The sequence below is a fragment of the Streptomyces sp. NBC_01003 genome, from assembly GCF_045162695.1.
Taxonomy (GTDB): Bacteria; Actinomycetota; Actinomycetes; order Streptomycetales; family Streptomycetaceae; genus Streptomyces.
Window position 1 is genome coordinate 10240059 of sequence record NZ_CP108707.1, and the last position, 19098, is coordinate 10259156.

A 19098-nucleotide genomic window follows, 5' to 3' on the forward strand; every position below is an offset into this window, starting at 1 on the left:
GCCCTGGGGCCTTGTCGTCCCGGCCGCTTTCACGCGCGTGTGCCACGTCCTGGCTGCGCCTGCTACGACCCACCCACGTCACCCAGGCCTGCTGCGCCTGCCGCGTGGGCACGTTCCGCGCCGATGGGCTGGTGAAGAAGGTATCGAAATGGGCCTGGCCGGCTTGTGGCTGCTGTTTCGGGGTTCTGCTCAGCAGGCTCAGGGGTAGAGGCCGGCCCGGAAGGCGAACGAGACGAGTTGTGCTCGATCACGTGCGCCGACCTTCGTCATGGCCCGCACCGCATGCGTCTTCACGGTGAACGGCGACACGGACATCTGGGCCGCGATCTCGTCGTTGCCCAGACCGCTCGCGACGAGAACGACCACGTCCCGCTCCCTGGGTGTCAGAGCGTCGAACCGTCGCAGCAGTTCCTGGTCGATCACCGGGGGCGGACTGTCGGTCATGTGACCGATGAGCGCGGCCGTGGCGGCGGCGGACAGCGCACCACCACCTCCAACGACCTCGGTGATTCCGGCGACGAGTTCAGCGGGGCTCACGGTCTTGCTCAGGAAGCCGTTGGCGCCCGCGCGAAGAGCGGCGAGAACGATGTCGTCCTGATCGAACGTGGTCAGCACGATCACGCGCATCTTTTCGGGTGGGTGTTCTTTACGGATCCGCCGGGTGGCTTCGACACCGTCGATGCCGGGCATCCGGATGTCCATCAGGACCAGGTCGACGGGGTGGTCTCGGAGGAAGGGGACGACCTGGAGTCCATCGGAGAGATCACCCGCAACGACGAGACTCGGGTCGAGCACAAGCATCGCCCGGATGCCGGCCCTGATGTCGTCCTGGTCGTCGACGATCAGAATCTGTGTCATCAGACGACGGCTCCCAGGGGGCTGAACTCCGCACGGACCCGGAATCGCCCGCCGCTCCTGTCGATCGTCAGTCGCCCACTGGAAGACTCGACGCGTTCGCGCATCCCCACGAGTCCGAGTCCACTGCCCGAGTCGGAGCCGCGGAGTGAATGACCGACGCGGTTCTCCACAGTGACGCAAATCCTGCCGTCGTGCTCGCGCACATCCACCGTTGCCGTCCCATCTCCATGCCGGTAGGCATTCGTGAGTGCTTCTTGCACGACCCGGTAGACCGTCACGCCGACGCTGGGCTCCACGAAACCGGTGGGGATGTCGATGGAGGGCTGGATGTCGAGGCCGATGCTCTCGAAAGAAGCGATAAGCCCTTCCAGGCCGCTGAGCGCCGGGGTCGGCCGGAGCGCCTCGTCGTCGGAGATGTCGTCTCCGAGGCGGAGGAGCGCGAGGATCCGTTGCGTCTCGACGACGACGGTGCGGGCGCTGGACCTGGCTGAGACGAGGGCCTGCCGGGACGATTCGGCGTCTTCAGGCAGCCCGATCTCCGCAGCACCGAGATGCAGGCTCAGCATCGCGACTTGGTGGCCGATGACGTCGTGGAGGTCTCGGGCGATGCGGAGTCGTTCTTCGGTCACTCGTCGGGTGGCTTCGATCTCTCGGGTGGCGATGGCGTTTTCGGCCCGTTCCTCCAGGATCCACCAGTGGTCTCTATGGATGCGGAGCGCGCCCCCTGTCGCACCTCCTGCTATGGCCGAGAAGAGGGCGGCGGCTCCCACGACCGCGCCGCCACGGAATCCTCCTAGCGTCATGAAGGCGCCCAGGAAGAACGCCGCCACGATGGCGGTTCCGGCCAGCGGTTGCTTTCCCCTGAAGGTGACCGAGAACAGCACGAGCACCGCCATCATCCACACCGATAGAGGGTCGTGGCCGACCGCTGTGACGGCGAAGGATGCCGCGCTCGTCACGACCAGTCCTGCCCACGGCTTCCACCATGAGAGGGCGACACCGCCACCGGCGAGCAGTACGGAGAGGGCTGTCGGCCAATCCGATCCCCTCAGTACCACTGCCACGATCTGACCGGTGAACACCAGCGCGGCCACTGAATAGGCGACGAGGTGCAGCACCTCGGGGCGGTGGATCCACAGCGGTGCCGCGGGCCCGTCTTCAGGGTTCTGCGCCTTGACCATGACGTGATTGTCGTCCACGCGTGCTGTGACCGTGTACTTCGAACGAAGTAGACGGCGAACTCCTCACCGATGGAGACGGCAGAACTCGTTCGATCGATGTGAATGGCAGAACTACTTCGTTCGAAGTACACGGCCCTGCTCGAGGCCCCCGAGACTCAACAGCGAGGCAACCGCCTCACACCCTCGCGATCACAAAGGGACACCCCGTGACTCAGACCATCGAACCTTCCACCACGGCAACGACGACGGCCTCCGGGCTCCGGTCGCTCTACCTGATCCGGGTCATCTTCTCCCTGATCTGGGTGGCATTCGTCTTCACGACCTCCGCCTCGCTCCTGTCGACGGACAGGCCCACAGTGATCGCGGCCGTGCTCCTCATCATCTACCCCCTGTGGGACGCCATCGCCACGCTCCTCGAGCGTCGCATGGCCGGCACCGGCACCGGCTCCACGAACCACGTCAGTACCATCAACGTGGCTCTCGGCCTCGTCACCACCGTCGGGATGATCATCGCCGCCTTCTCCACCATCGGCACGGCCCTCCTCGTGTTCGGCATCTGGGCCCTGCTCTCCGGAGCTATCCAGCTCGTCGTAGCGATCCGACGCCGGCGCACCATCGGCGCCCAGTGGCCCATGATCATCAGCGGCGGACTGTCCGTCCTCGCCGGCCTCAACTTTGCTGCCATGTCCGCCTCGGCGACGAGCGGCCTGTCCACCGTCGCCGGATACTCAGCCTTCGGTGCTTTCTGGTTCCTTGTCTCCGTCATCGTCCTGAGCATCCGCAGCCGACGCGCAAACCGCTGACCGCCGACTCGTAGGTTGTCGGCGTACAAGGTCATGCGCGGAGGCCCGAACGGGATCACGTACTTAGGTCGGGTGCCACTCGTGGGGGGCCGGCTGACAGCCGCCGAGACTGGGACAGGGGCGAGTTGTCCAGACTGAGCGGAGCCCAGCGCGGAGCGCCGCCGCAGGTGCCTTTGACCACTCGGATCGGTCCATGGACTTCCTCATCGGGCGGCCCCACCACCCACTTCAGGCAGCACAGTTGGGGCATCGGGTCTTTGTAATTGAGCCTGTACCGGCCTGTGTACGTGAGCCAGTACCCCGACACAGGTCAGACCGATGCCAGCTGAACTCGTGTCGGGGCTTGTGCTGGCGCTGCGACGTGGCCGTTGCCTCGGTCTAGGCGGGCAACGCGGCCGCCCGCTCAGGGCCGTGGCCTCGCAGTCTCAGCAATACGGGACGCGACCGCACTCATCTCGGCCGGCCCCTTCAGCCACCGCTCCCCGCTGTTGAGAGCGCGGTGGTCGATGGACTGGCTCTGTCCGCGAGTAGTGACGTCGTTTCGACGTGCGGAGGGGGCGCACGCTCAGGCGAATAGCTGATGTACGTAACTTCGGGAGTCACCCGCTGGTCTCGGCGGGTGCTGGCAGCCGATCACGAGGCTTCGGCATCACGCTCGCGCCGAGCGCGGTTGCGGCGGTGAGGCCGGCCGTGACGGTGGCGATGACGCGCCCAAGGCATGACCGCCCTGGACCGACTCCGAATCGGCGAGATCAGAGAGCAGCATCCGTTGGTTCGCTTGTCCGCGACCCACCCATGTGGGGCTACCCTCGGGGGCCACGATGCCAAGGGCACGGCTGCGGCGATCAAGCGCCGCTTGTAGACCCGCCAGACGCCTCCCCTGTCAGTGCGTGCGGTGTAGTACACGGCGGCTGGCGAGGACGGCAGCAGAGCCGGCGGCCAAGAGCGCGCCGGCGATGCCGCCGACGGTGATGACGTGCGTCAAGCTCCAGGAGGAACCTGTGTCGGCAAGGGCCGGGCGGGCAGCATCAGCATCGGTGGAGGCCTGGAGGATGAGGTCGGCGACGGCGTCGGGGCGCGCGATCAGGGACACGTGGCAGGTGTCGATCTCCACGGTGTGGGAGCGGGCGCGTTTGGCCTCGAAGCGTTCCTGGTCCGGGTTGATGGTCATGTCCTGCCGGCCGACCAGAGCCCAGGACGGTATGTCCTTCCACGCCGCGACCTTGGCTGTCTCGGAGAACGCGGTGGTGGCCGCGGGCCGTTGGGTGTCTGCCAGGAGGTTTGCCTGGCCGGCTGACAGGCAGGCGGCGAAGACCGGGTGGACCTTGTCGTGCTTGAGGTACAGGTCGGTTCCGCTGGTGCTGCCGGCCTGGTAGGGCACGCATCTGGTGGCGGTGCCGAGCGTGCTGGGGAACCGGGCGGAGAGCGACATGCCGCTCTCGCCCACGTCCGGCATCAGCGCCGAGATGTACACGAGGGACTTCACCTGGGGATTGCCGGCCGCGGCCGTACTGATCACGGCTCCACCGTAGGAGTGCCCGGCCAGCACGACGGGGCCCTTGACACTCTTGAGCACGGAGGCGATGTAGGCCGCGTCGCTGTACAGCCCGCGCAGCGGGTTGGCCGGGGCGATGACCGTGTAGCCGCGACGCTCCAGCCGCTCGATCACTGCGTTCCAGCTGGAACCATCGGCGAAGGCGCCGTGCACCAGCACGATGGTGGGCTTCGCACCGCCTGTACCGCCGTCCGCGGCAGCCGGAGGCGCCGCCGTGGCTGTGCACAAGGCAGCGACGGCGCACCCCGCCGCCGCGCCGCGAAGACGCCCAGTGCGGCGTCGTATGCCAGAGACCGCAGATGCCGTCATGCTGTTCTCGCTTTCCGTGGAGGCCCACTGCACATCAGCGTTCACGAGCCGGTGCCACCGAGCCCGCTCATCGGGTGCAATCGGGTGAACCGACGTGGCACCGGGCGACATCACCCGGCTGCCCGGTCCGGCCATGGGCATCTGGTACCACGCCTACGTGATCACCGACATCTTCAGCCGCTGCATCATCGGGCACACCGTCGAACTCGCCGAAGCGGCCGAGCGGGCCGAGGGGTTGATCCGCGAGACCATCGAATGCAGCGGAATCGTGCCCCACACGGTCCACGCGGACTGTGGCACCTCCATGACCAGGGGGAGCCGAAATACAACCGGGAGCTGTACTGCCCGGACTGGATACACCTCATCCGCTCCCAGGCCTTTGCCAACCTGTGGATGAAGGCGCTCAAGGCGCACGAGGAATGCCTCACTGCCGTGCGCACGATGGGCACCGACGAACTCCACGTCGTCGGCAACTGGCCGCGTTTCTTCACCGAGGGCCGGGGTGGCTCCGAGGTCAAGGTGAAGGACACCTACACGGCCGAAGCCGCCGGCGACGAGGCCCTGCAGCCGGGGGAGGGGGGAGTAAGAGATCATCTCAATTGGCGATGCAGGTAACCTGATGCTGTGTTGCTGACTGAACGTCTGGTCCCTGATGGACTGTGGGAGTTGTTCCAGCGGGTGGTGCCGGAGGCGCCGACTCGGCCGCAGGGTGGTGGTCGGCGCTGTCATGGGGACCGTGAGGTGTTGGCGGCGATTGTCTTCGTGGCCACGACCGGTTGTACGTGGTCGCAGGTCCCGCCGGTGTTCGGGCCGTCGGGGGCCACGGCTCACCGCCGGTTCATGGAGTGGAGCCGACAACGGGTCTGGGCGAAACTGCATCGTCTGGTCCTGGACGAGCTGGGGGCTCGAGGCGAGCTGGACTGGTCACGATGCGCGATCGACTCGGTGAACATGCGCGCCCTGAAAAAGGGGACCTGACGGGTCCGAATCCTGTAGATCGGGGCAAGTACGGTTCGAAGATCCACTTGATCACCGAGCGGACCGGACTGCCGCTTTCCGTCGGCATCTCCGGCGCCAACCTTCATGACAGCCAGGCCCTCGAACCACTCGTGCGCGGCATCCCACCGATCAGATCCCGGCGCGGTCCACGCCGCCGGCGCCCCGCCAAGCTTCACGCCGACAAGGCCTACGACAACCGTCACCTGCGACAATGGCTCCGACTGCGCCACATAACACCGCGCATCGCCCGCAAGGGAGTTGAGACGTCACAGAAGCTGGGGCGCCACCGGTGGACCATCGAACGCACCATGGCCTGGCTCGCCGGCTGCCGACGCCTCCACCGTCGCTACGAGCGGCAGGCCATCCACTTCCTGGCCTTCACCAGCATCGCCTGCACCCTCATCTGCTACCGCAGACTCACCAATTGAGATGATCTCTAAGTGCCTGACAGGAATCTGGAGTTCGGCAAGTTCGGCGCCCGCCGGATCAATGGCTTCGAGGCCGCGGCCCGCCAGCTCGACCAGCTCGTCGCCTTCATTGCCACGCCCGTCACTCAGCACCGCGGCATGATGGCCCGCCTGCACTACCTCACGCGCTCCGAGCAATACACGGCCTCGAATCGCCGGTCGACCTCGGGGAGACAACGAGCCCCGCACTCGCCGCACTCACCCTTAACTGCGGCCAGGGACCGGCGCAGCCTTCGCTCAACCCGCCACTGCCTGGCACGACGAACGCAACACCGCATCCGGCCGGGCACCGACCGATGCCGGTCACCACAAGCCCGTCAGGGGGCCTCGAGTCGCTCGGATTCGTCAACCAGACACAGGCGTGAACCGGGGTGCGTACCTTGCTGACTTCCCGATGGTCCGCGGCGGTCGGCGCCCTGGGGCTCGGACGCGAGGTCAACCCGAACCGCCGACCTATTCTGACGTCGCCGGACGGCTGGTCCTCGCCGCGGACGACGCCGACGCCATCAACGAGGACCACACCGCGATCCGCGCCCTCGAAGTTTCCGGCCTGTAGGTGGGAGAGGCCTCGTAGCGGGGCCCTTACCACTGGGCTGGACCGGGCAGTCGCGCGCTTCGGCGTTCAGCTCCGTGCGAATTCGAGGAGGTCCTTGTTGAAGACCTTAGCGAATTTAGGGACCATCGCGAGGCCGTGCGGAGCACCCGGGTAGACCTTGTAGACCACGTCCTTGACGAGCTTCGAGGACTTGTCGCCTGCGGCCACGATGGGAACGATCTGGTCGTCGTCGCCGTGCACGATCAGCGTGGGTACGTCGACCTTCTTGAGGTCCTCGGTGAGGTCCGTCTCGGAGAACGCCTTGATGCAGTCGTAGGCGCCCTTGATTCCGACCGTCATGCTCCAGAGCCAGAACTCGTCACGGGTCCCCTGTGTGACGGTCGATCCATCGCGGTTGGCTCCGTAGAACGGGGCGCTGAGGTCCTGGTAGAACTGCGACCGGTCCGTCTCCACGCCCTTGCGGATCTCGTCGAAGACTTCGATCGGCTGCCCCTCCGGGTTCGCGTCCGTCTTCAGCATCAGCGGAGGGATCGCACCGAGCAGGACCAGCTTGGCGACCCGGCCGGAACCGTGCCGGCCGATGTACCGGGTGACCTCTCCGCCTCCGGTCGAGTGGCCGACCAGGATGACGTCCTGGAGGTCCTCTGCTTCGATGACCGCGGCCAGGTCATCGGCGTACGTGTCGAGGTTGTTGCCGTCCCAGGTCTGGCCGGAGCGTCCGCCACCGCGCCGGTCGTGGGCGATGACGCGGAACCCGTTGTCCGCCATCACCTTCATCTGGGGGTCCCATGCGTCGGCGGTCAGAGGCCAGCCGTGGGAGAAGACAACGGGCTGGCCCGACCCCCAGTCCTTGTAGAAGATCTGCGTGCCGTCCTTGGCGGTGGCGAAGGGCATGATGTGTGTTCCTCTCGAAACTGGTCCAGAACTCCACGCGTCGCGTGAGCTCAGTGGGCGAGCCGGACTTGTTGTCACGCCGCTACCCGGCTTCGGACGTACAGGGGAGTCGACGGAGAGGTCAGCAGGAAAAGGTGACCGGAATGAGCACGTCGTCTGCATCACTTTAGCCGCGGGGGCGGACGATCGCTCGCCGCGTGATCAGTCGCTGACGTTCAGCGTCGTGTACTCCTGCACGCCGAGCCCGGCCAGCACGGAACGAACCCGTTCCAGTGCCACCCCGCGATCGAGGCTTCCCTCGATCTCCAGGTCGAGATGACAACGTCCCATCCCGCTGCCCGCGCCCGTGATCTCCCCGGCGGGGCCAAACGCAGCGTCCAACGCTTCCTCGACCTCATCTCGGTCGATGGGCAGACCGGCAAAGACGATCTCAACGAACATCGCGTTCCTCCCCTCCGGCCCGGCGAACCATACCGGTCACAGCACTAGTAGGACTCCGTTAGGTCGCTCTGGATTTTGGGTTCTGGCTGGCGGTGGATGTTCTGGGCAAGGGGCGGTGGCAGGTGGTGCAGGTGCCGGTCCAGCAGTTCAGCAGGTCCTGGATGGCGTCGAGGATCTGGTAGAGGCTGAGTCCGCTGTATCGGCTTTTGGGGCCAGGCGCTGTTCGGTGAGGAACGCGTGGGCGGCGGTGACCAGGGTGACGTGGTGATGCCACCCGGCCCAGGAACGTCCCTCGAAGTGGTCCAGGCCGAGGCCGTGCTTGAGTTCCCGGTAGTCGTGCTCGATGCGCCAGCGGATCTTGGCCAGGCGGACCAGTTCAGCAAGCGGGGCGTCGGCGGGCAGGCTGGACAGCCAGTAGCCGGTGGGTTCTTGGGCGTCCTCGGGCCATTCGACCAGCAGCGTCACTTCGGGCAGAACACCGTCCCAGTAGCCGTGTTCGGCGGTGGCGGCGGCCTGGGCCAGACGGCGGGCCCTGACCCCGGCCGGCCGCACCCGCAGCGCCACAAAGCGCGAGCGCATCGGCCCGCGGGAGCCTTCCCGCCAGGTCACCTCGGTGAACGCCTGCCGCCCATGGCCGGCCGCCAGCGCGGCCACCGAGGACGCCTTGTCACGGTAGCGGGGCTGCGGCTTGCGGCCGTTGCCGGACCACGCCGGGGCGGTGGGCTGCGCGTCGTGCGGATGGACGGTCACGTCCGAACGGACCGCCACGACATATTTGATGCCCCGCTCGCTCAGGCCGTCGCGGAAGTCGGCGTTCTGCCCGTAGCCGGCGTCGGCCACCACCACCGGCGGCACCAGCCCCCACCCGGCCAGCTCGTCGAAGGTGTCCAGGGCCAGCCGCCACTTCTCCCAGTGCCCGGCCTCCTGCGGTATCCCGGTCTTCTGCCGCCGTCCGGCATCGTCCGCCCACTCCTGGGGCACGAACAACCGCCACTGCAGCGGACAGGACGCGACATCGGAGACCGCGTGCACACTCACCGCGACCTGACAGTTCGCCTGCTTGCCCAGAGCCCCGCAGTACTGGTGCGCGACAGCGACCGACATCCGTCCGTCCTTGGGAAACGACACATCATCGACCGCCCAGGCATCCGGGCCGATCAGCGGCACCAACCGCTCGGCGATCCGCCGCCGCACCGGCACCGGATCCCAGGTCGACTGGTTCACGAACTGCTGCAGGTTCTGTTCATTGCCGTCCGGCAGCCGCTCCGCCATGGCCTGGATGGACTTGCGGCGACCGTCCGTCATCAGTCCCCGCAGATAGCAGTCACCCTTCGCCCGCTGATCCTTGCGCGGCACCGACGCGAACACATCAGCCACGAATAACGCCAACTTCGCCCGAGCACGGTTCACTTCATGTGCGTCCACACACTCACCATGCTCCTGAACACGACCGACCGAAAGACCTAACGGAGTCCTACTAGCCCGCTATGCCGAGACTTGAGCATCGGAGTTGTCGGTTCGGGTCAACTACCCCGCTCAGTCACAGGTGTTGTCCTGTCGCAGCGAAGTGTGGGCAGCCTCGGAGTTCTCTGGGCAACTGGGCCACGTCTCGCGAAAGTCTGGGTAAAGGATGCGGTGTCTCAGTCTCCTCTGGGCATCCCGGCCTGGGAGGTCGCTGCCCTTTCTGAGGGAAATCGCTGCGCGGAGTCAGCGGCGGTACGGTCCGCTCCGGGACGTGTGCGGCGGGCTGCCAGGACGCAGACCTTTGGTGATCTGTTGATGTATCCGAGTCGGGTGGTGACCGGCCGTGGATCGTCAGCGGCGCATCCAGATCTTGCCACTGGTGTCCTCGTCGTAGCCTTCGCAGCAGATGCCCACGGCAACGACGTGGGACGTGCCGGGGATGACAGCAAGGCCTGTGATTGAGTGGTCGGAGGCGACATGTTCGCTCGACCAGTCCTGGCCGTCGTAGTGGAAGGCCAGATCGTCTCCTCTCGCGGAGAATGCGGAGACAAAGATCCCGCCATGCCCGTCGGCGGCGGCATTGACGAACTTCCCGGCGACGCCGGAGCCGACCACACTCACCCACCTGTGCCCGTCCCAGCGCACCGCGACAGGCCCGACGACATCCCCCATCCGACCCGTGCGACCGACCGCCCAGAGCTGCGTCGGCGACTGTGCGGCGAGACCGCGCAGCTCTCCGGTTGGCCCCGCGACCGCGGGCGGCAGCGGCACCGTGCGCCACCTGTGCCCGTCCCAGTGCAGAGTTACCGGTCGGCCCCGGCCCTCGCCCACGGCCCAGACATCCCGGGGCGACAGGCCATGCATGGCATGCACGCACACCACCGACGGCAGGTCGACGGCCGACCAGCCCGCAGCCGTATGGTGCCGGAGGAACGAACGACAGGTGCCGTCACCTCCCCGCCGCCGAGCCGCCACCCACACGTCGCCGGGCCCCGCGACGGTTGCCGCATCCACCAAGGAGTTGGGCTCACGCCAGGCGGGTGTCCACCGGCTGCCGTTCCACCGCGCCGCTCGGGACTCCTGGCCGCCGGTCAGCCCCCCGGCACCGAAGACCCACACGTCACCCGGCCCCGAGGCTGCGACGACGCGCAGGCTATTCAGGCCGAGCTGCCCGGGTACCTCGACACCCGTCCACGTCCCGCCGCGCCACCGCATGACGACCGGCTCGTCGTTGTCGTCTCCCACCGCCCATGCGTCTAGCGCACCGGTAGCCACCACGCCGTACAGGTTCCCGGGGTTGCCGGTGTGGCCCACCGGCCGCCACGGCCCGGAGCCGGCCACCTCGCTCTGACGCGCCGTCGGACGCGTGCCCTTGTCCGTCGCACAACCACCGACCGTCATCGCCAGGACTGCGCTGAGCACAGCAATCACAAAGCGGCGCACTGGCCGCACCCCCCTCGTCGCCCCCACCTGAAGCGGAATCGTACGAGAGCTGACAGCTATCGTCAGCCGGAGCGCCTTAGCCTTTTGCGGATGCCTCCAGCGTGTGCGTGTGGTGATGGGGCGCGACGCACGCTGCGGTGCGCTGCCAGGTGGACGATCCAGCGGGCGCGCACCTCCTCGCTCCGCGAAACTCACGGCCGCATTCCACCGCCTGGCCGCACTGCCCGGCCCCGCCGGCTGACTGGCCGTCTCCCGCCCACCTCGAGTCAAGGACCTTGGAGAACCCGACACCGCGTCGGGCCCTCACCATGTCCACCGGCCGACACGACCTCAAACAACCTCACCCAGCCGCCCAGCACCCACAACTGAAACAGTGAGGCTAACGACGGACCACAGGCGCGGGAGATTAGCGAGGTGCGTTCTGTACGGCGAGGAGGCGTACCTCGGGGATGTCCTGATCCTCCACCAGGACGCGCCAGCGGTGTGGGGTTCCGCCTGGGTAGAGAAGGCTGTCGCCAGAGCAGAGGCGGTGCAGTTCGCGGCCGCCGGGGCCCAGCAGGTCGACCTCGACCGCACCATGGACCACATAGAGGAACTCGTCACCAGGGTGGTCGTAGTACTCCTCGAAGGCGGTGCGACCGCCGGTGTACTCGACCGGGTGGAGGGCGAACTGGGGCGCCCCGAGCATCCTGGCCCAGCCGCCGCTGTTGGCGATGGGGGTTCTGGTTCCCTGCCGTACGACATGGATGCCGGCAGCGCTGGTGGCCGAGTGTGCCATCAGGGCCTGCTGGGTGGTGCCGAGGGCCTGGGCGATCCGGTGCAGCGAGGGCATGCTCGGGCGGGCCAGTCCGCGCTCGAGCTGGCTGAGGAAGGGGTGTGACAGTCCTGCGCTGCCCGCGAGCTGGACAAGGGTGAGGCCGCGCTTCTTGCGCAGCCGACGGATCGCGGAGCCCAGCTGCTGGTCCGGATCGACGGGGGTCTCGGTGGGGCGGTCTGCCATGGCGGGAATCCTAAGTGATTGCGGTGGAGCGGGATTTACCCATGTGAAACACGTGTCTCCTACCCTCGATGTTGATGTGACCAACATTCTAGGCGAGGAGACCGAATGACCGCGACCACCGCCGCCCGACCCCCCACAGCCGGATTCCTTGATGCCATGGCCGCCCTCGCGGGCGGCGTCTGCGTGGTCACCGCCGCCGGAGCCGACGGCGCACCTGCCGGGTTCACCAGCACCGCCGTGATGAGCCTCAGCCGCACGCCGCAACTGCTTGCGATAGGCGTCAAGCAGGGGAGCCGGACCCTGCCGCTGCTCCAGGGCGGTGGCAGGTTCGCCCTCAACATCCTTGCCGCGGACGGTGAATCCGTCTCGCGGCGGTTCGCCGATCCGACCGCCGACCGGTTCGAGGGCCTTGAGTGGACCGCGGGCGACGGCGGCGTACCGCTGCTGCTCGCGCAGAGTGCGTACGCCGTGCTCTGCCGCGTGCGGCAAGAGGTGACGGCCGGGGACCATCTGCTGTTGATAGCCGATATCGAGGAGATCGTTCCCGGGCGGGGCGGGGTCAGCGCCCTGGTCCATCACGCCCGCATCTACCACGGCGTCGGCGCATGAGCGGGCGCGGCTGGTTCTCGGTACGGGAGATCACGCCCGGGACCTTTCTCGTCGCGGAGCCGGGTCACGTCAACAGCTACCTCGTCGTGGGCGACGAGCTGGCGCTGCTGTACGACACCGGAATGGGCATCGGCGACATCGCACGCGAGGTGCGCGCACTTACCTCGCTGCCCCTGCTCGTCGTCAACTCCCACCACCACTACGACCACCGCGGCGGCAACGCCTCGCTCCTCGGTGACGCCAAGGAGTTCGCCGTGCATGAGGCGGGCGCCGCACTGCATGGTGAGCCCGCGCCCCGCGAGTGGCTCGAGGGGTACGGGCACATCGCCCACGAGTTGCGGCATCGGTACACGGAACTGAGTGCGCTCTCGGCCGAGGGCTTCTTCCTCACCGACTCACGGATCGAGGTGCGGCCCGTCCCCGACCTGACTCAGTGGCGCATCGACGCGGTGCGACCGACCCGGCTGCTCAGGGAGGGGGAGCGGCTCGACCTGGGGGGTCGGACATTGAGCGTTCTGCACACCCCTGGGCACTCGCCCGACGGCATCTGCCTCTGGGAGCCGGAGACCGGGCTGCTCCTTGCCGGCGACACCCTGATCAGCGGCACCTTCTTCGCTCATGTGCCGGGTGCCGATGTGCCCGCCTTCGCCGCGTCGACGCGGCGGCTCGCCGAACTCCCGGTCAGGGCAGCCCTGCTGGGGCACAACCTCCGCCACCGCGAGGACCACTACTTCGTGGGTCGGGTCGCCGAGGCATTCGATCGGGTGGTACGTGGCAGGACCCGCCCGGTCCGACGCCGTGACATGTTCGGCGCGCCTGCGTTGTGGCACGGCTTTGACGGCTTCGCGGTCCTCACCGCGCCGGAGAGCGGGGAGTCGCGATGACGGCGCTGCTGCTACGTGGGGCCAGGCTGGCCGAAGGGCCGGTCCGTGATGTGCTGATCGAGGACGGGCGGGTGTCGTCCGTCGCGCCCGCCGGTCAGCTCCCTTCCTCGTGCAGGGAGATGGACCTGGCCGGCTTCCTCCTGCTGCCCGCCCCCGCCGAACCCCACGCCCATCTCGACAAGGCCCTCACCTGGGACCTGGCCGGTGCGCCGCCGTGTGATCTGCCGGGGGCGGTCGCCGCCTGGCACGGTTATGCCGAGCGGGTGACGGAACAGGACGTGCTGGTCAGGGCCCGCCGTGCCCTGGGCGAGCTGGTCGCGAACGGGGCTACCGCCGTTCGCACCCACGCAGACGTCCTGCCCGGACCCGATCCGCTCCGGGGCCTGCGGGCGCTACTGCGGCTGCGCGAGGAGCTCCGTGAACGGGTCGTGCTGCAAATCGCCGTGCTGCATGTCGACGCATCCGACGAAATCCTCGACGAAGCACTGGATCTGGGGGCCGACCTGCTCGGCGGCTGCCCGCACCTGTCCGACGACCCGCAGGCCGCCGTCGCTCGCGCTCTGACGATCGCCGAGCGACACGGCGTTGGCGTCGATCTGCACGCGGACGAGCATCTCGACCCGGATCCGAAAGATCTCCTGCTGCTCGCCCGATGTGTTCGGGAACGGGGCTTCGCGCATGGGGCGACCGCCAGCCATTGCGTCGGGCTGGGCGGCCTAAATACGGCTGAGGCCGCCCGTACAGCCAAGGAGGCGGCCGCTGCCGGGATCGGGGTCGTCGCGCTGCCCCTCACCAACCTCTACCTCCAGGGCCGCGGCACGCCCTCGCGCACCCCGCGCGGACTGACCGCCGTACGCGCCCTCCTCGACGCGGGCGTGCCCCTGGCCGGGGGCGGCGACAACATCCGCGACCCCTTCAATCCGGTGGGGCGGGCCGACCCCTTGGAGACCGCCGGACTTCTGGTCGCAGCAGGCCACTTGACGCTTCCCGAGGCCGTCCACGCGGTGACCACCGGCGCCCGCCGCGTCCTCGGGCTGCCCGGGGCGGGACCGTACGAGGGTGCGGTCGCCGACCTCCTGGCTGTGCGGAGCGACTCGCTCTCGGGGGCCCTCGGGGCCTCGTATCCGGACCGGATCGTCTTCAAGGGCGGGCGAGCGGTGAGCCGTACCACGGTTGTCCGCGAAGTGTTCTGAACGGTCCAGGACGTAAACGCCCGAGACATCCCTCCGCAACAATGAATGTTGATGCTACGAACATCGATGAACGCACCACAGGCCCACAGGAAGGAGTCGGCGTGGCAACAGCAGTGCGGACGGCGTTGAGCTTCGTCGCCGTCGACAAGCGATTCGACAGCGGGACAACCGCCCTCTCGGGAGTGGAACTCCACGTCGGAGCGGGGGAGTTCGTCGGAGTCGTCGGCCCGTCCGGATGCGGCAAGTCCACTCTGCTGCGGCTCGCCTCCGGTCTCGACGCCCCCAGCGCGGGCGAGATCAGCGCCCCGGGCGGGGACATCGGTTACGTCTTCCAGGATGCCACCCTCCTGCCCTGGCGCAGTGTCCTTTCCAATGTGGCGCTGCCCGCCGAACTGGCCGGCCGCCCCAAGGCCGAACGGCACGAGCGCGCCATGGACGCCATCCGTCTCGTCGGCCTCGACGGCTTTGAGGAGCAGCTGCCGGGCCAGCTCTCGGGCGGGATGCGGATGCGGGTCTCGCTGGCCCGCGCGCTGATGATGCGCCCCGCGCTCTTCCTCTTCGACGAACCTTTCGGCGCGCTGGACGAGATGACCCGGCTCCGTATGCAGGAGGAGCTCCAGCGGATCTTCGCCGAGACGGGATTCGCGGGTCTTTTCATCACGCACTCGGTGACCGAGGCGGTCTTCCTGGCCAACCGGGTCGTGGTGATGTCGGCCCGCCCTGGACGCATCACCGCCGAATTCGAGGTCCCGTTCGCCCACCCCAGGCCCGCATCGCTCCGTTATGAACCGGAGTTCGCCGCGATCGCGGGCGCGGTCTCCGCAGCCCTGCGAGGAGACGCCACGTGACCACGAACACCCCGGCCACGGCCCGTCAGGCGCCGTCCGAGCCCCTCGCGTCGGCGGACCATGAGATCGCCGGTGCCGCTGCAGCCGACTCACCCGCCGCCGTCACCACCTCGGACACCCAGCTCGCCGCAGGGAGCGCGTCGGATGCAGCCCAGGGGGCCGCCGGGGCGGCGGCCCCCGCACCCCTGCGCCCGCGCCGCGGCCCCGTCGCCCTGCTCGCCCCCATCGGCTCACTCGTCGTCGCCATCGGTCTCTGGTACGGGGTGAGTTACCTCCTCCTCGCCCCCAATCGCCGCTTCCTCGTACCGCCCCCGCACCAGGTCCTCCAGGTCGCCGTCCTCGACTGGACCCACCTGCAGCCCATGCTCCAAGCCCTCGCCCTCACCGCGCAGGTCGCTCTCTCCGGGCTCGTCATCGCAGCGGCCCTCGGTATCACCGGGGCCGTCGTGATGAGCCGCGCCCGCTGGCTGGAGCGCTCCCTCTATCCGTACGCCGTCATCCTGCAGACCGTCCCGATCCTCGCCATCGTCCCGCTCATCGGTCTCTGGTTCGGCTTCGGCTTCACCAGCCGGGTCGTCGTCTGCGTCCTGATCGCCCTCTTCCCGCTGATCGCCAACACCCTCTTCGGACTGCAGTCCGTGGACCGTGCCCACCACGACCTCTTCACCCTCCAGAAGGCGAGTCGCTGGGCCCGGCTGCGCAAGCTGGAGCTGCCCGCCGCACTCCCCGCCATCTTCACCGGGCTGCGGACCTCCTCCGGCCTGTCCGTCATCGGCGCCATCGTCGGCGACATGTTCTTCAAGCAGGGCGCGGCCGGAATCGGCACCCTCCTCGACGTCTACCGCTCACGTCTCCAGTCCGAGGACCTCTTGGCCGCGATCATCCTCGCCTCGCTCTTCGGGGTCGCCGTCTTCGCCCTCTTCACGCTGGTGTCCCGCCTCGCCATCGGCTCCTGGCACGCGTCCGGCCGCAGCTGACCACCCTCTTCAGAGCCCTTTCCGGGAGACAGTCATGCCACTTTCCGCCGCCCCAACACCCTCCGGACGACGCTTTGTCACGGGACTGAGCACCTCGCTCCTTCTGCTCGCCGCCACCGGCTGCGGCGCCGGCGCCACAGCCGCCGGGTCATCCGCGGATCCCGAGCCCGCACCCGCCGCCCAGCGTCTCGACAAGGTCTGCCCCGCCACCGTTGTCGTCCAGGCCGACTGGGAGCCCGAGGCCGAACACGGCCCGCTCTACAACCTCGTCGGCCCCGGCTACACCGTCGACACGGACAAGAAGCGGGTCACCGGCCCGCTCGTCATCGGCGGCAAGAACACCGGCGTCAAGATCCAGATACGGGCGGGCGGCAGCGCCGTCGGATTCCAGAGCCCCACCTCGCAGATGTACATCGACCAGTCCATCACCCTCGGCATGGTCACCACCGACAGCGCCATCCAGGCCGCCGGCAAGCAACCCGTCACCGCGGTCGCCGCGCTGATGAAGAAGAGCCCGCAGGTCCTGATGTGGGACCCCAAGACCCACCCCGACTGGCAGACCATCGCCGACATCGGCAAGAGCGGCGCAAAGGTCGTCTACCGTGACGGCGAGATCTTCGCCCCGATGCTGGTGTCGAAGGGGATCATCAAGAAGAGCCAGCTGGACGGGAGTTACGACAGCGCGCCGTCCCGCTTCGTCGCCGACCCCTCCATCGCCCAGCAGGGCTTCGCGACCGCGGAACCGTACCTCTACGAGCATGAGATCGGCGCCTGGAAGAAGCCGGTCAAGTTCCAGCTGCTGGCCGATGTCGGCTACACCGTCTACCCGCAGGCGCTCTCCGTCCGCACCGGCGCACTGAAGAAGCTCGGTCCCTGCCTGAAGAAGCTGGTTCCCGTCATCCAGCAGTCGGCCGCCGACTTCGCCGCCGCCCCGGACACCGCGGTCACGCTCATCGACGACATCGTCAAGCAGTACGGCACCAGCTGGGTCTACTCCAAGGGCACCGGCCAGTACGCCGCCAAGGAGATGGTCAAGCTCGGCATCCTCGGCAACGAGGCCGACGGATCGATCGGAGGCTTCGACAAGAAGCGGGTCGCCGACTCCCTGAAGACCTTCGAACCCATCCTCACCAAGGGCGGCGTCAAGCTCCCGGCGGGGCTGAGCGCCGACGACCTGGCGACCAACGAATTCATCGACACCAAGATCGGAATGAAGTGATGGCCGTCGACCCCAACGGCGCGACCCTGTCCGCTGCCGAACTGCGCCGGATGACCGAACTTGTCGCAGACGACGCGGCGCCGGGTGTCGGCCCAGGTGTCACGCACCGCACCCCCGGCATCGACGCATTCTGTACGGAGGCTGCCGCACTGCTGGGCGTGGACGCCGTCGTACGCGAGGACTCCGCCCTCGACAAGGCGTCCCGCGACTGGGCGCACATGTCGCCGATCCTCGCCGCCAAGCTCCCTGCCGGTCGCGCCGAGGTGGTGCTGCGCCCCTCGTCGTACGAACAGATCCAGCCCCTCGTCGCCCTCGCCCACCGCCTGCGCATCCCGCTCACCCCGCGCGGCAAGGGCACCGGCAACTACGGGCAGGCGATCCCGCTCCATGGCGGCGCCGTCCTCGACCTCACCGGATGCCGGCGCATCCTGGGCGCGGGCAACGGGTGGATCAGGGCCGAGGCCGGCGCGAAGATGTCCGACCTGGAGGCTCATGCGCGCTCGCTGGGCCAGGAGCTGTGGATGTTCCCGTCCACCTTCGGGACGTCGCTCGGCGGCTTCCTCTCGGGTGGGAACGGCGGCACGGGATCGCTCGCCAACGGCACCAACGGCGACGGTTTCGTACGGGAGTTGACGGTCGTCCCGTGTACGACGCACGCCGAGCCCGTCACCGTACGCGGCGAGGACGCGCTCCCGTACATCCACGCCTACGGCACCACCGGCATCATCACGACCGCGACCGTCGCACTCCAGCCGGCTCGCGTCTGGACCGGCCTCTTCGCCTCGTTCAACACCTGGACCTCCGCCACCGCCGCACTCTCCGACCTTGTAGGCCTGGATCCCGCCCCTCGCCTGGTCTCCCTCGATGAGCCCGGTCTCGTCGAGACCTTCGAGGCCGACCCGGCCCTCGACCCCACCGCGCTGAGCGTCCGCGCGATCATCGAGGAGGAGGCCGAGGCCGACGCCCGGGCGATCATCGAGAAGCGCGGCGGCCGGGTGACGGAGATACGCCCCGCGCCGCGCGGCCCCGCCCTCATCTCCTCGCTCTCCTTCAACCACCCCACGTACCACCTGATGAAGGCCAAGGACGGCTACTTCCACCTGGAGATCGGCGGCGACGTACTGCTCGGCGACCCGGCGGCGGTCAAGGCCGTCTTCCCCGAGACGGTGCTGCACTTGGAGGGAATGCGCTCGGGGACCGTCGGCATGCTGATGGCGCACTACCAGGACGAAGCCACCGTGTACGAGGGGATCGCCGCCCTGGAGGCACTGGGAGTCGGCGTCCATGACGTCCACAACTGGTACGTCGACCGGCGCGTCGACCTCGCCCGCGCCACCGCCCGCGCCGCCGACCCGCTGGGGCTGCTCAACCCCGGCCACCTCCTGGGAGCGTGCTGAC

18 protein-coding genes and 1 pseudogene are annotated in these 19098 nt (G+C 68.2%); 11 read left to right on the plus strand and 8 right to left on the minus strand.

The annotated features are described in order from the left end of the window. Positions 1 to 198: 198 nt before the first annotated feature. Complete coding sequence (locus tag OG698_RS47360; RefSeq protein ID WP_406110618.1) at positions 199 to 858, minus strand: response regulator; 660 nt, start codon at positions 856 to 858, stop codon at positions 199 to 201. Next, a complete protein-coding gene (locus OG698_RS47365) occupies positions 858 to 2039 on the minus strand; it encodes a sensor histidine kinase (RefSeq protein WP_406110620.1) in 1182 nt (393 codons plus the stop codon). Before OG698_RS47365 ends, OG698_RS47360 begins: the two co-directional genes overlap by 1 nt. A 206-nt stretch (positions 2040 to 2245) precedes the next feature. On the opposite strand from OG698_RS47365, the gene OG698_RS47370 reads away from it, so the two are divergent. Further along, a complete protein-coding gene (locus OG698_RS47370) occupies positions 2246 to 2842 on the plus strand; it encodes a DUF308 domain-containing protein (RefSeq protein ID WP_406110622.1) in 597 nt (198 codons plus the stop codon). A gap of 883 nt (positions 2843 to 3725) precedes the next feature. On the opposite strand, the gene OG698_RS47375 is transcribed toward OG698_RS47370, so the two are convergent. Then, the gene (locus tag OG698_RS47375; protein ID WP_406110624.1) at positions 3726 to 4625 is read right to left on the minus strand and encodes an alpha/beta fold hydrolase; all 900 of its coding nucleotides are present in this window, start codon (positions 4623 to 4625) and stop codon (positions 3726 to 3728) included. A gap of 214 nt (positions 4626 to 4839) precedes the next feature. Between OG698_RS47375 and OG698_RS47380 the strand changes: the two genes are divergently transcribed. The 3 genes and pseudogenes from OG698_RS47380 to OG698_RS47390 all read left to right on the plus strand — a co-directional run bounded on the left by OG698_RS47380 (position 4840) and on the right by OG698_RS47390 (position 6133). Then, positions 4840 to 5103, plus strand: coding sequence for a hypothetical protein (locus OG698_RS47380; RefSeq protein ID WP_406111711.1), 264 nt, complete (start codon positions 4840 to 4842; stop codon positions 5101 to 5103). Then, positions 5019 to 5321: pseudogene (locus OG698_RS47385) on the plus strand (hypothetical protein); the annotation flags it as partial. The gene OG698_RS47380 and the pseudogene OG698_RS47385, both read left to right, overlap by 85 nt. A 15-nt stretch (positions 5322 to 5336) precedes the next feature. After that, positions 5337 to 6133, plus strand: a protein-coding gene (locus OG698_RS47390; protein WP_406111713.1) for an IS5 family transposase whose coding sequence is annotated in 2 segments (ribosomal slippage) — positions 5337 to 5669 and positions 5672 to 6133 — 795 coding nt in all. Because the reading frame shifts where the segments join, the coding sequence is not laid out codon by codon here. Between the two features lie 661 nt (positions 6134 to 6794). Here the strand turns inward: OG698_RS47390 and OG698_RS47395 are convergent. The 5 genes from OG698_RS47395 to OG698_RS47415 form a co-directional block, all read right to left on the minus strand. Next, positions 6795 to 7622, minus strand: a complete 828-nt coding sequence (locus OG698_RS47395) for an alpha/beta fold hydrolase (protein ID WP_406110626.1) — start codon at positions 7620 to 7622, stop codon at positions 6795 to 6797. Positions 7623 to 7823: 201 nt separating this feature from the next. Continuing rightward, positions 7824 to 8063, minus strand: coding sequence for a hypothetical protein (locus tag OG698_RS47400; RefSeq protein ID WP_389080393.1), 240 nt, complete (start codon positions 8061 to 8063; stop codon positions 7824 to 7826). A 147-nt stretch (positions 8064 to 8210) separates the two neighbouring features. Next, a complete protein-coding gene (locus tag OG698_RS47405; protein WP_406102818.1) occupies positions 8211 to 9488 on the minus strand; it encodes an IS701 family transposase in 1278 nt (425 codons plus the stop codon). A gap of 390 nt (positions 9489 to 9878) precedes the next feature. Beyond that, positions 9879 to 10949, minus strand: a complete 1071-nt coding sequence (locus tag OG698_RS47410) for a hypothetical protein (RefSeq protein WP_406110628.1) — start codon at positions 10947 to 10949, stop codon at positions 9879 to 9881. 427 nt (positions 10950 to 11376) lie between these two features. Then, a complete protein-coding gene (locus OG698_RS47415; RefSeq protein ID WP_356284287.1) occupies positions 11377 to 11970 on the minus strand; it encodes an XRE family transcriptional regulator in 594 nt (197 codons plus the stop codon). A gap of 105 nt (positions 11971 to 12075) precedes the next feature. On the opposite strand from OG698_RS47415, the gene OG698_RS47420 reads away from it, so the two are divergent. From OG698_RS47420 to OG698_RS47450, 7 genes are all read left to right on the plus strand, one after another. Beyond that, positions 12076 to 12579, plus strand: coding sequence for a flavin reductase family protein (locus OG698_RS47420; protein ID WP_406110630.1), 504 nt, complete (start codon positions 12076 to 12078; stop codon positions 12577 to 12579). Then, complete coding sequence (locus tag OG698_RS47425; protein WP_406110632.1) at positions 12576 to 13463, plus strand: MBL fold metallo-hydrolase; 888 nt, start codon at positions 12576 to 12578, stop codon at positions 13461 to 13463. The genes OG698_RS47420 and OG698_RS47425 overlap by 4 nt, the downstream gene beginning before the upstream one ends. Further along, positions 13460 to 14656, plus strand: a complete 1197-nt coding sequence (locus OG698_RS47430; protein WP_406110634.1) for an amidohydrolase family protein — start codon at positions 13460 to 13462, stop codon at positions 14654 to 14656. The genes OG698_RS47425 and OG698_RS47430 overlap by 4 nt, the downstream gene beginning before the upstream one ends. 101 nt (positions 14657 to 14757) lie before the next feature. Further along, positions 14758 to 15504 carry an ABC transporter ATP-binding protein gene (locus tag OG698_RS47435; RefSeq protein ID WP_406110636.1) on the plus strand — a complete coding sequence of 249 codons (747 nt, stop codon included), beginning with the start codon at positions 14758 to 14760 and terminating at the stop codon, positions 15502 to 15504. Continuing rightward, a complete protein-coding gene (locus tag OG698_RS47440; RefSeq protein WP_406110638.1) occupies positions 15501 to 16481 on the plus strand; it encodes an ABC transporter permease in 981 nt (326 codons plus the stop codon). Before OG698_RS47435 ends, OG698_RS47440 begins: the two co-directional genes overlap by 4 nt. A 34-nt stretch (positions 16482 to 16515) precedes the next feature. Continuing rightward, on the plus strand, positions 16516 to 17700 hold the full coding sequence (locus OG698_RS47445; protein WP_406110640.1) for a hypothetical protein: 1185 nt from the start codon (positions 16516 to 16518) through the stop codon (positions 17698 to 17700). Further along, positions 17700 to 19097: an FAD-binding oxidoreductase gene (locus OG698_RS47450; RefSeq protein WP_406110642.1), complete on the plus strand. Its 1398-nt coding sequence runs from the start codon at positions 17700 to 17702 to the stop codon at positions 19095 to 19097. The genes OG698_RS47445 and OG698_RS47450 overlap by 1 nt, the downstream gene beginning before the upstream one ends. The last annotated feature ends 1 nt before the right edge of the window (position 19098 follow it).

What these genes read in the sequence shown, in the direction of transcription:
- OG698_RS47450 (WP_406110642.1), top strand. Translation starts at nt 17,700, where the DNA reads ATGGCCGTCGACCCCAACGGCGCGACCCTGTCCGCTGCCGAACTGCGC.
- OG698_RS47365 (WP_406110620.1), bottom strand. Translation starts at nt 2,039, where the DNA reads ATGGTCAAGGCGCAGAACCCTGAAGACGGGCCCGCGGCACCGCTGTGG.
- OG698_RS47395 (WP_406110626.1), bottom strand. Translation starts at nt 7,622, where the DNA reads ATGCCCTTCGCCACCGCCAAGGACGGCACGCAGATCTTCTACAAGGAC.
- OG698_RS47380 (WP_406111711.1), top strand. Translation starts at nt 4,840, where the DNA reads ATGGGCATCTGGTACCACGCCTACGTGATCACCGACATCTTCAGCCGC.
- OG698_RS47400 (WP_389080393.1), bottom strand. Translation starts at nt 8,063, where the DNA reads ATGTTCGTTGAGATCGTCTTTGCCGGTCTGCCCATCGACCGAGATGAG.
- OG698_RS47445 (WP_406110640.1), top strand. Translation starts at nt 16,516, where the DNA reads ATGCCACTTTCCGCCGCCCCAACACCCTCCGGACGACGCTTTGTCACG.
- OG698_RS47420 (WP_406110630.1), top strand. Translation starts at nt 12,076, where the DNA reads ATGACCGCGACCACCGCCGCCCGACCCCCCACAGCCGGATTCCTTGAT.
- OG698_RS47425 (WP_406110632.1), top strand. Translation starts at nt 12,576, where the DNA reads ATGAGCGGGCGCGGCTGGTTCTCGGTACGGGAGATCACGCCCGGGACC.
- OG698_RS47415 (WP_356284287.1), bottom strand. Translation starts at nt 11,970, where the DNA reads ATGGCAGACCGCCCCACCGAGACCCCCGTCGATCCGGACCAGCAGCTG.
- OG698_RS47430 (WP_406110634.1), top strand. Translation starts at nt 13,460, where the DNA reads ATGACGGCGCTGCTGCTACGTGGGGCCAGGCTGGCCGAAGGGCCGGTC.
- OG698_RS47360 (WP_406110618.1), bottom strand. Translation starts at nt 858, where the DNA reads ATGACACAGATTCTGATCGTCGACGACCAGGACGACATCAGGGCCGGC.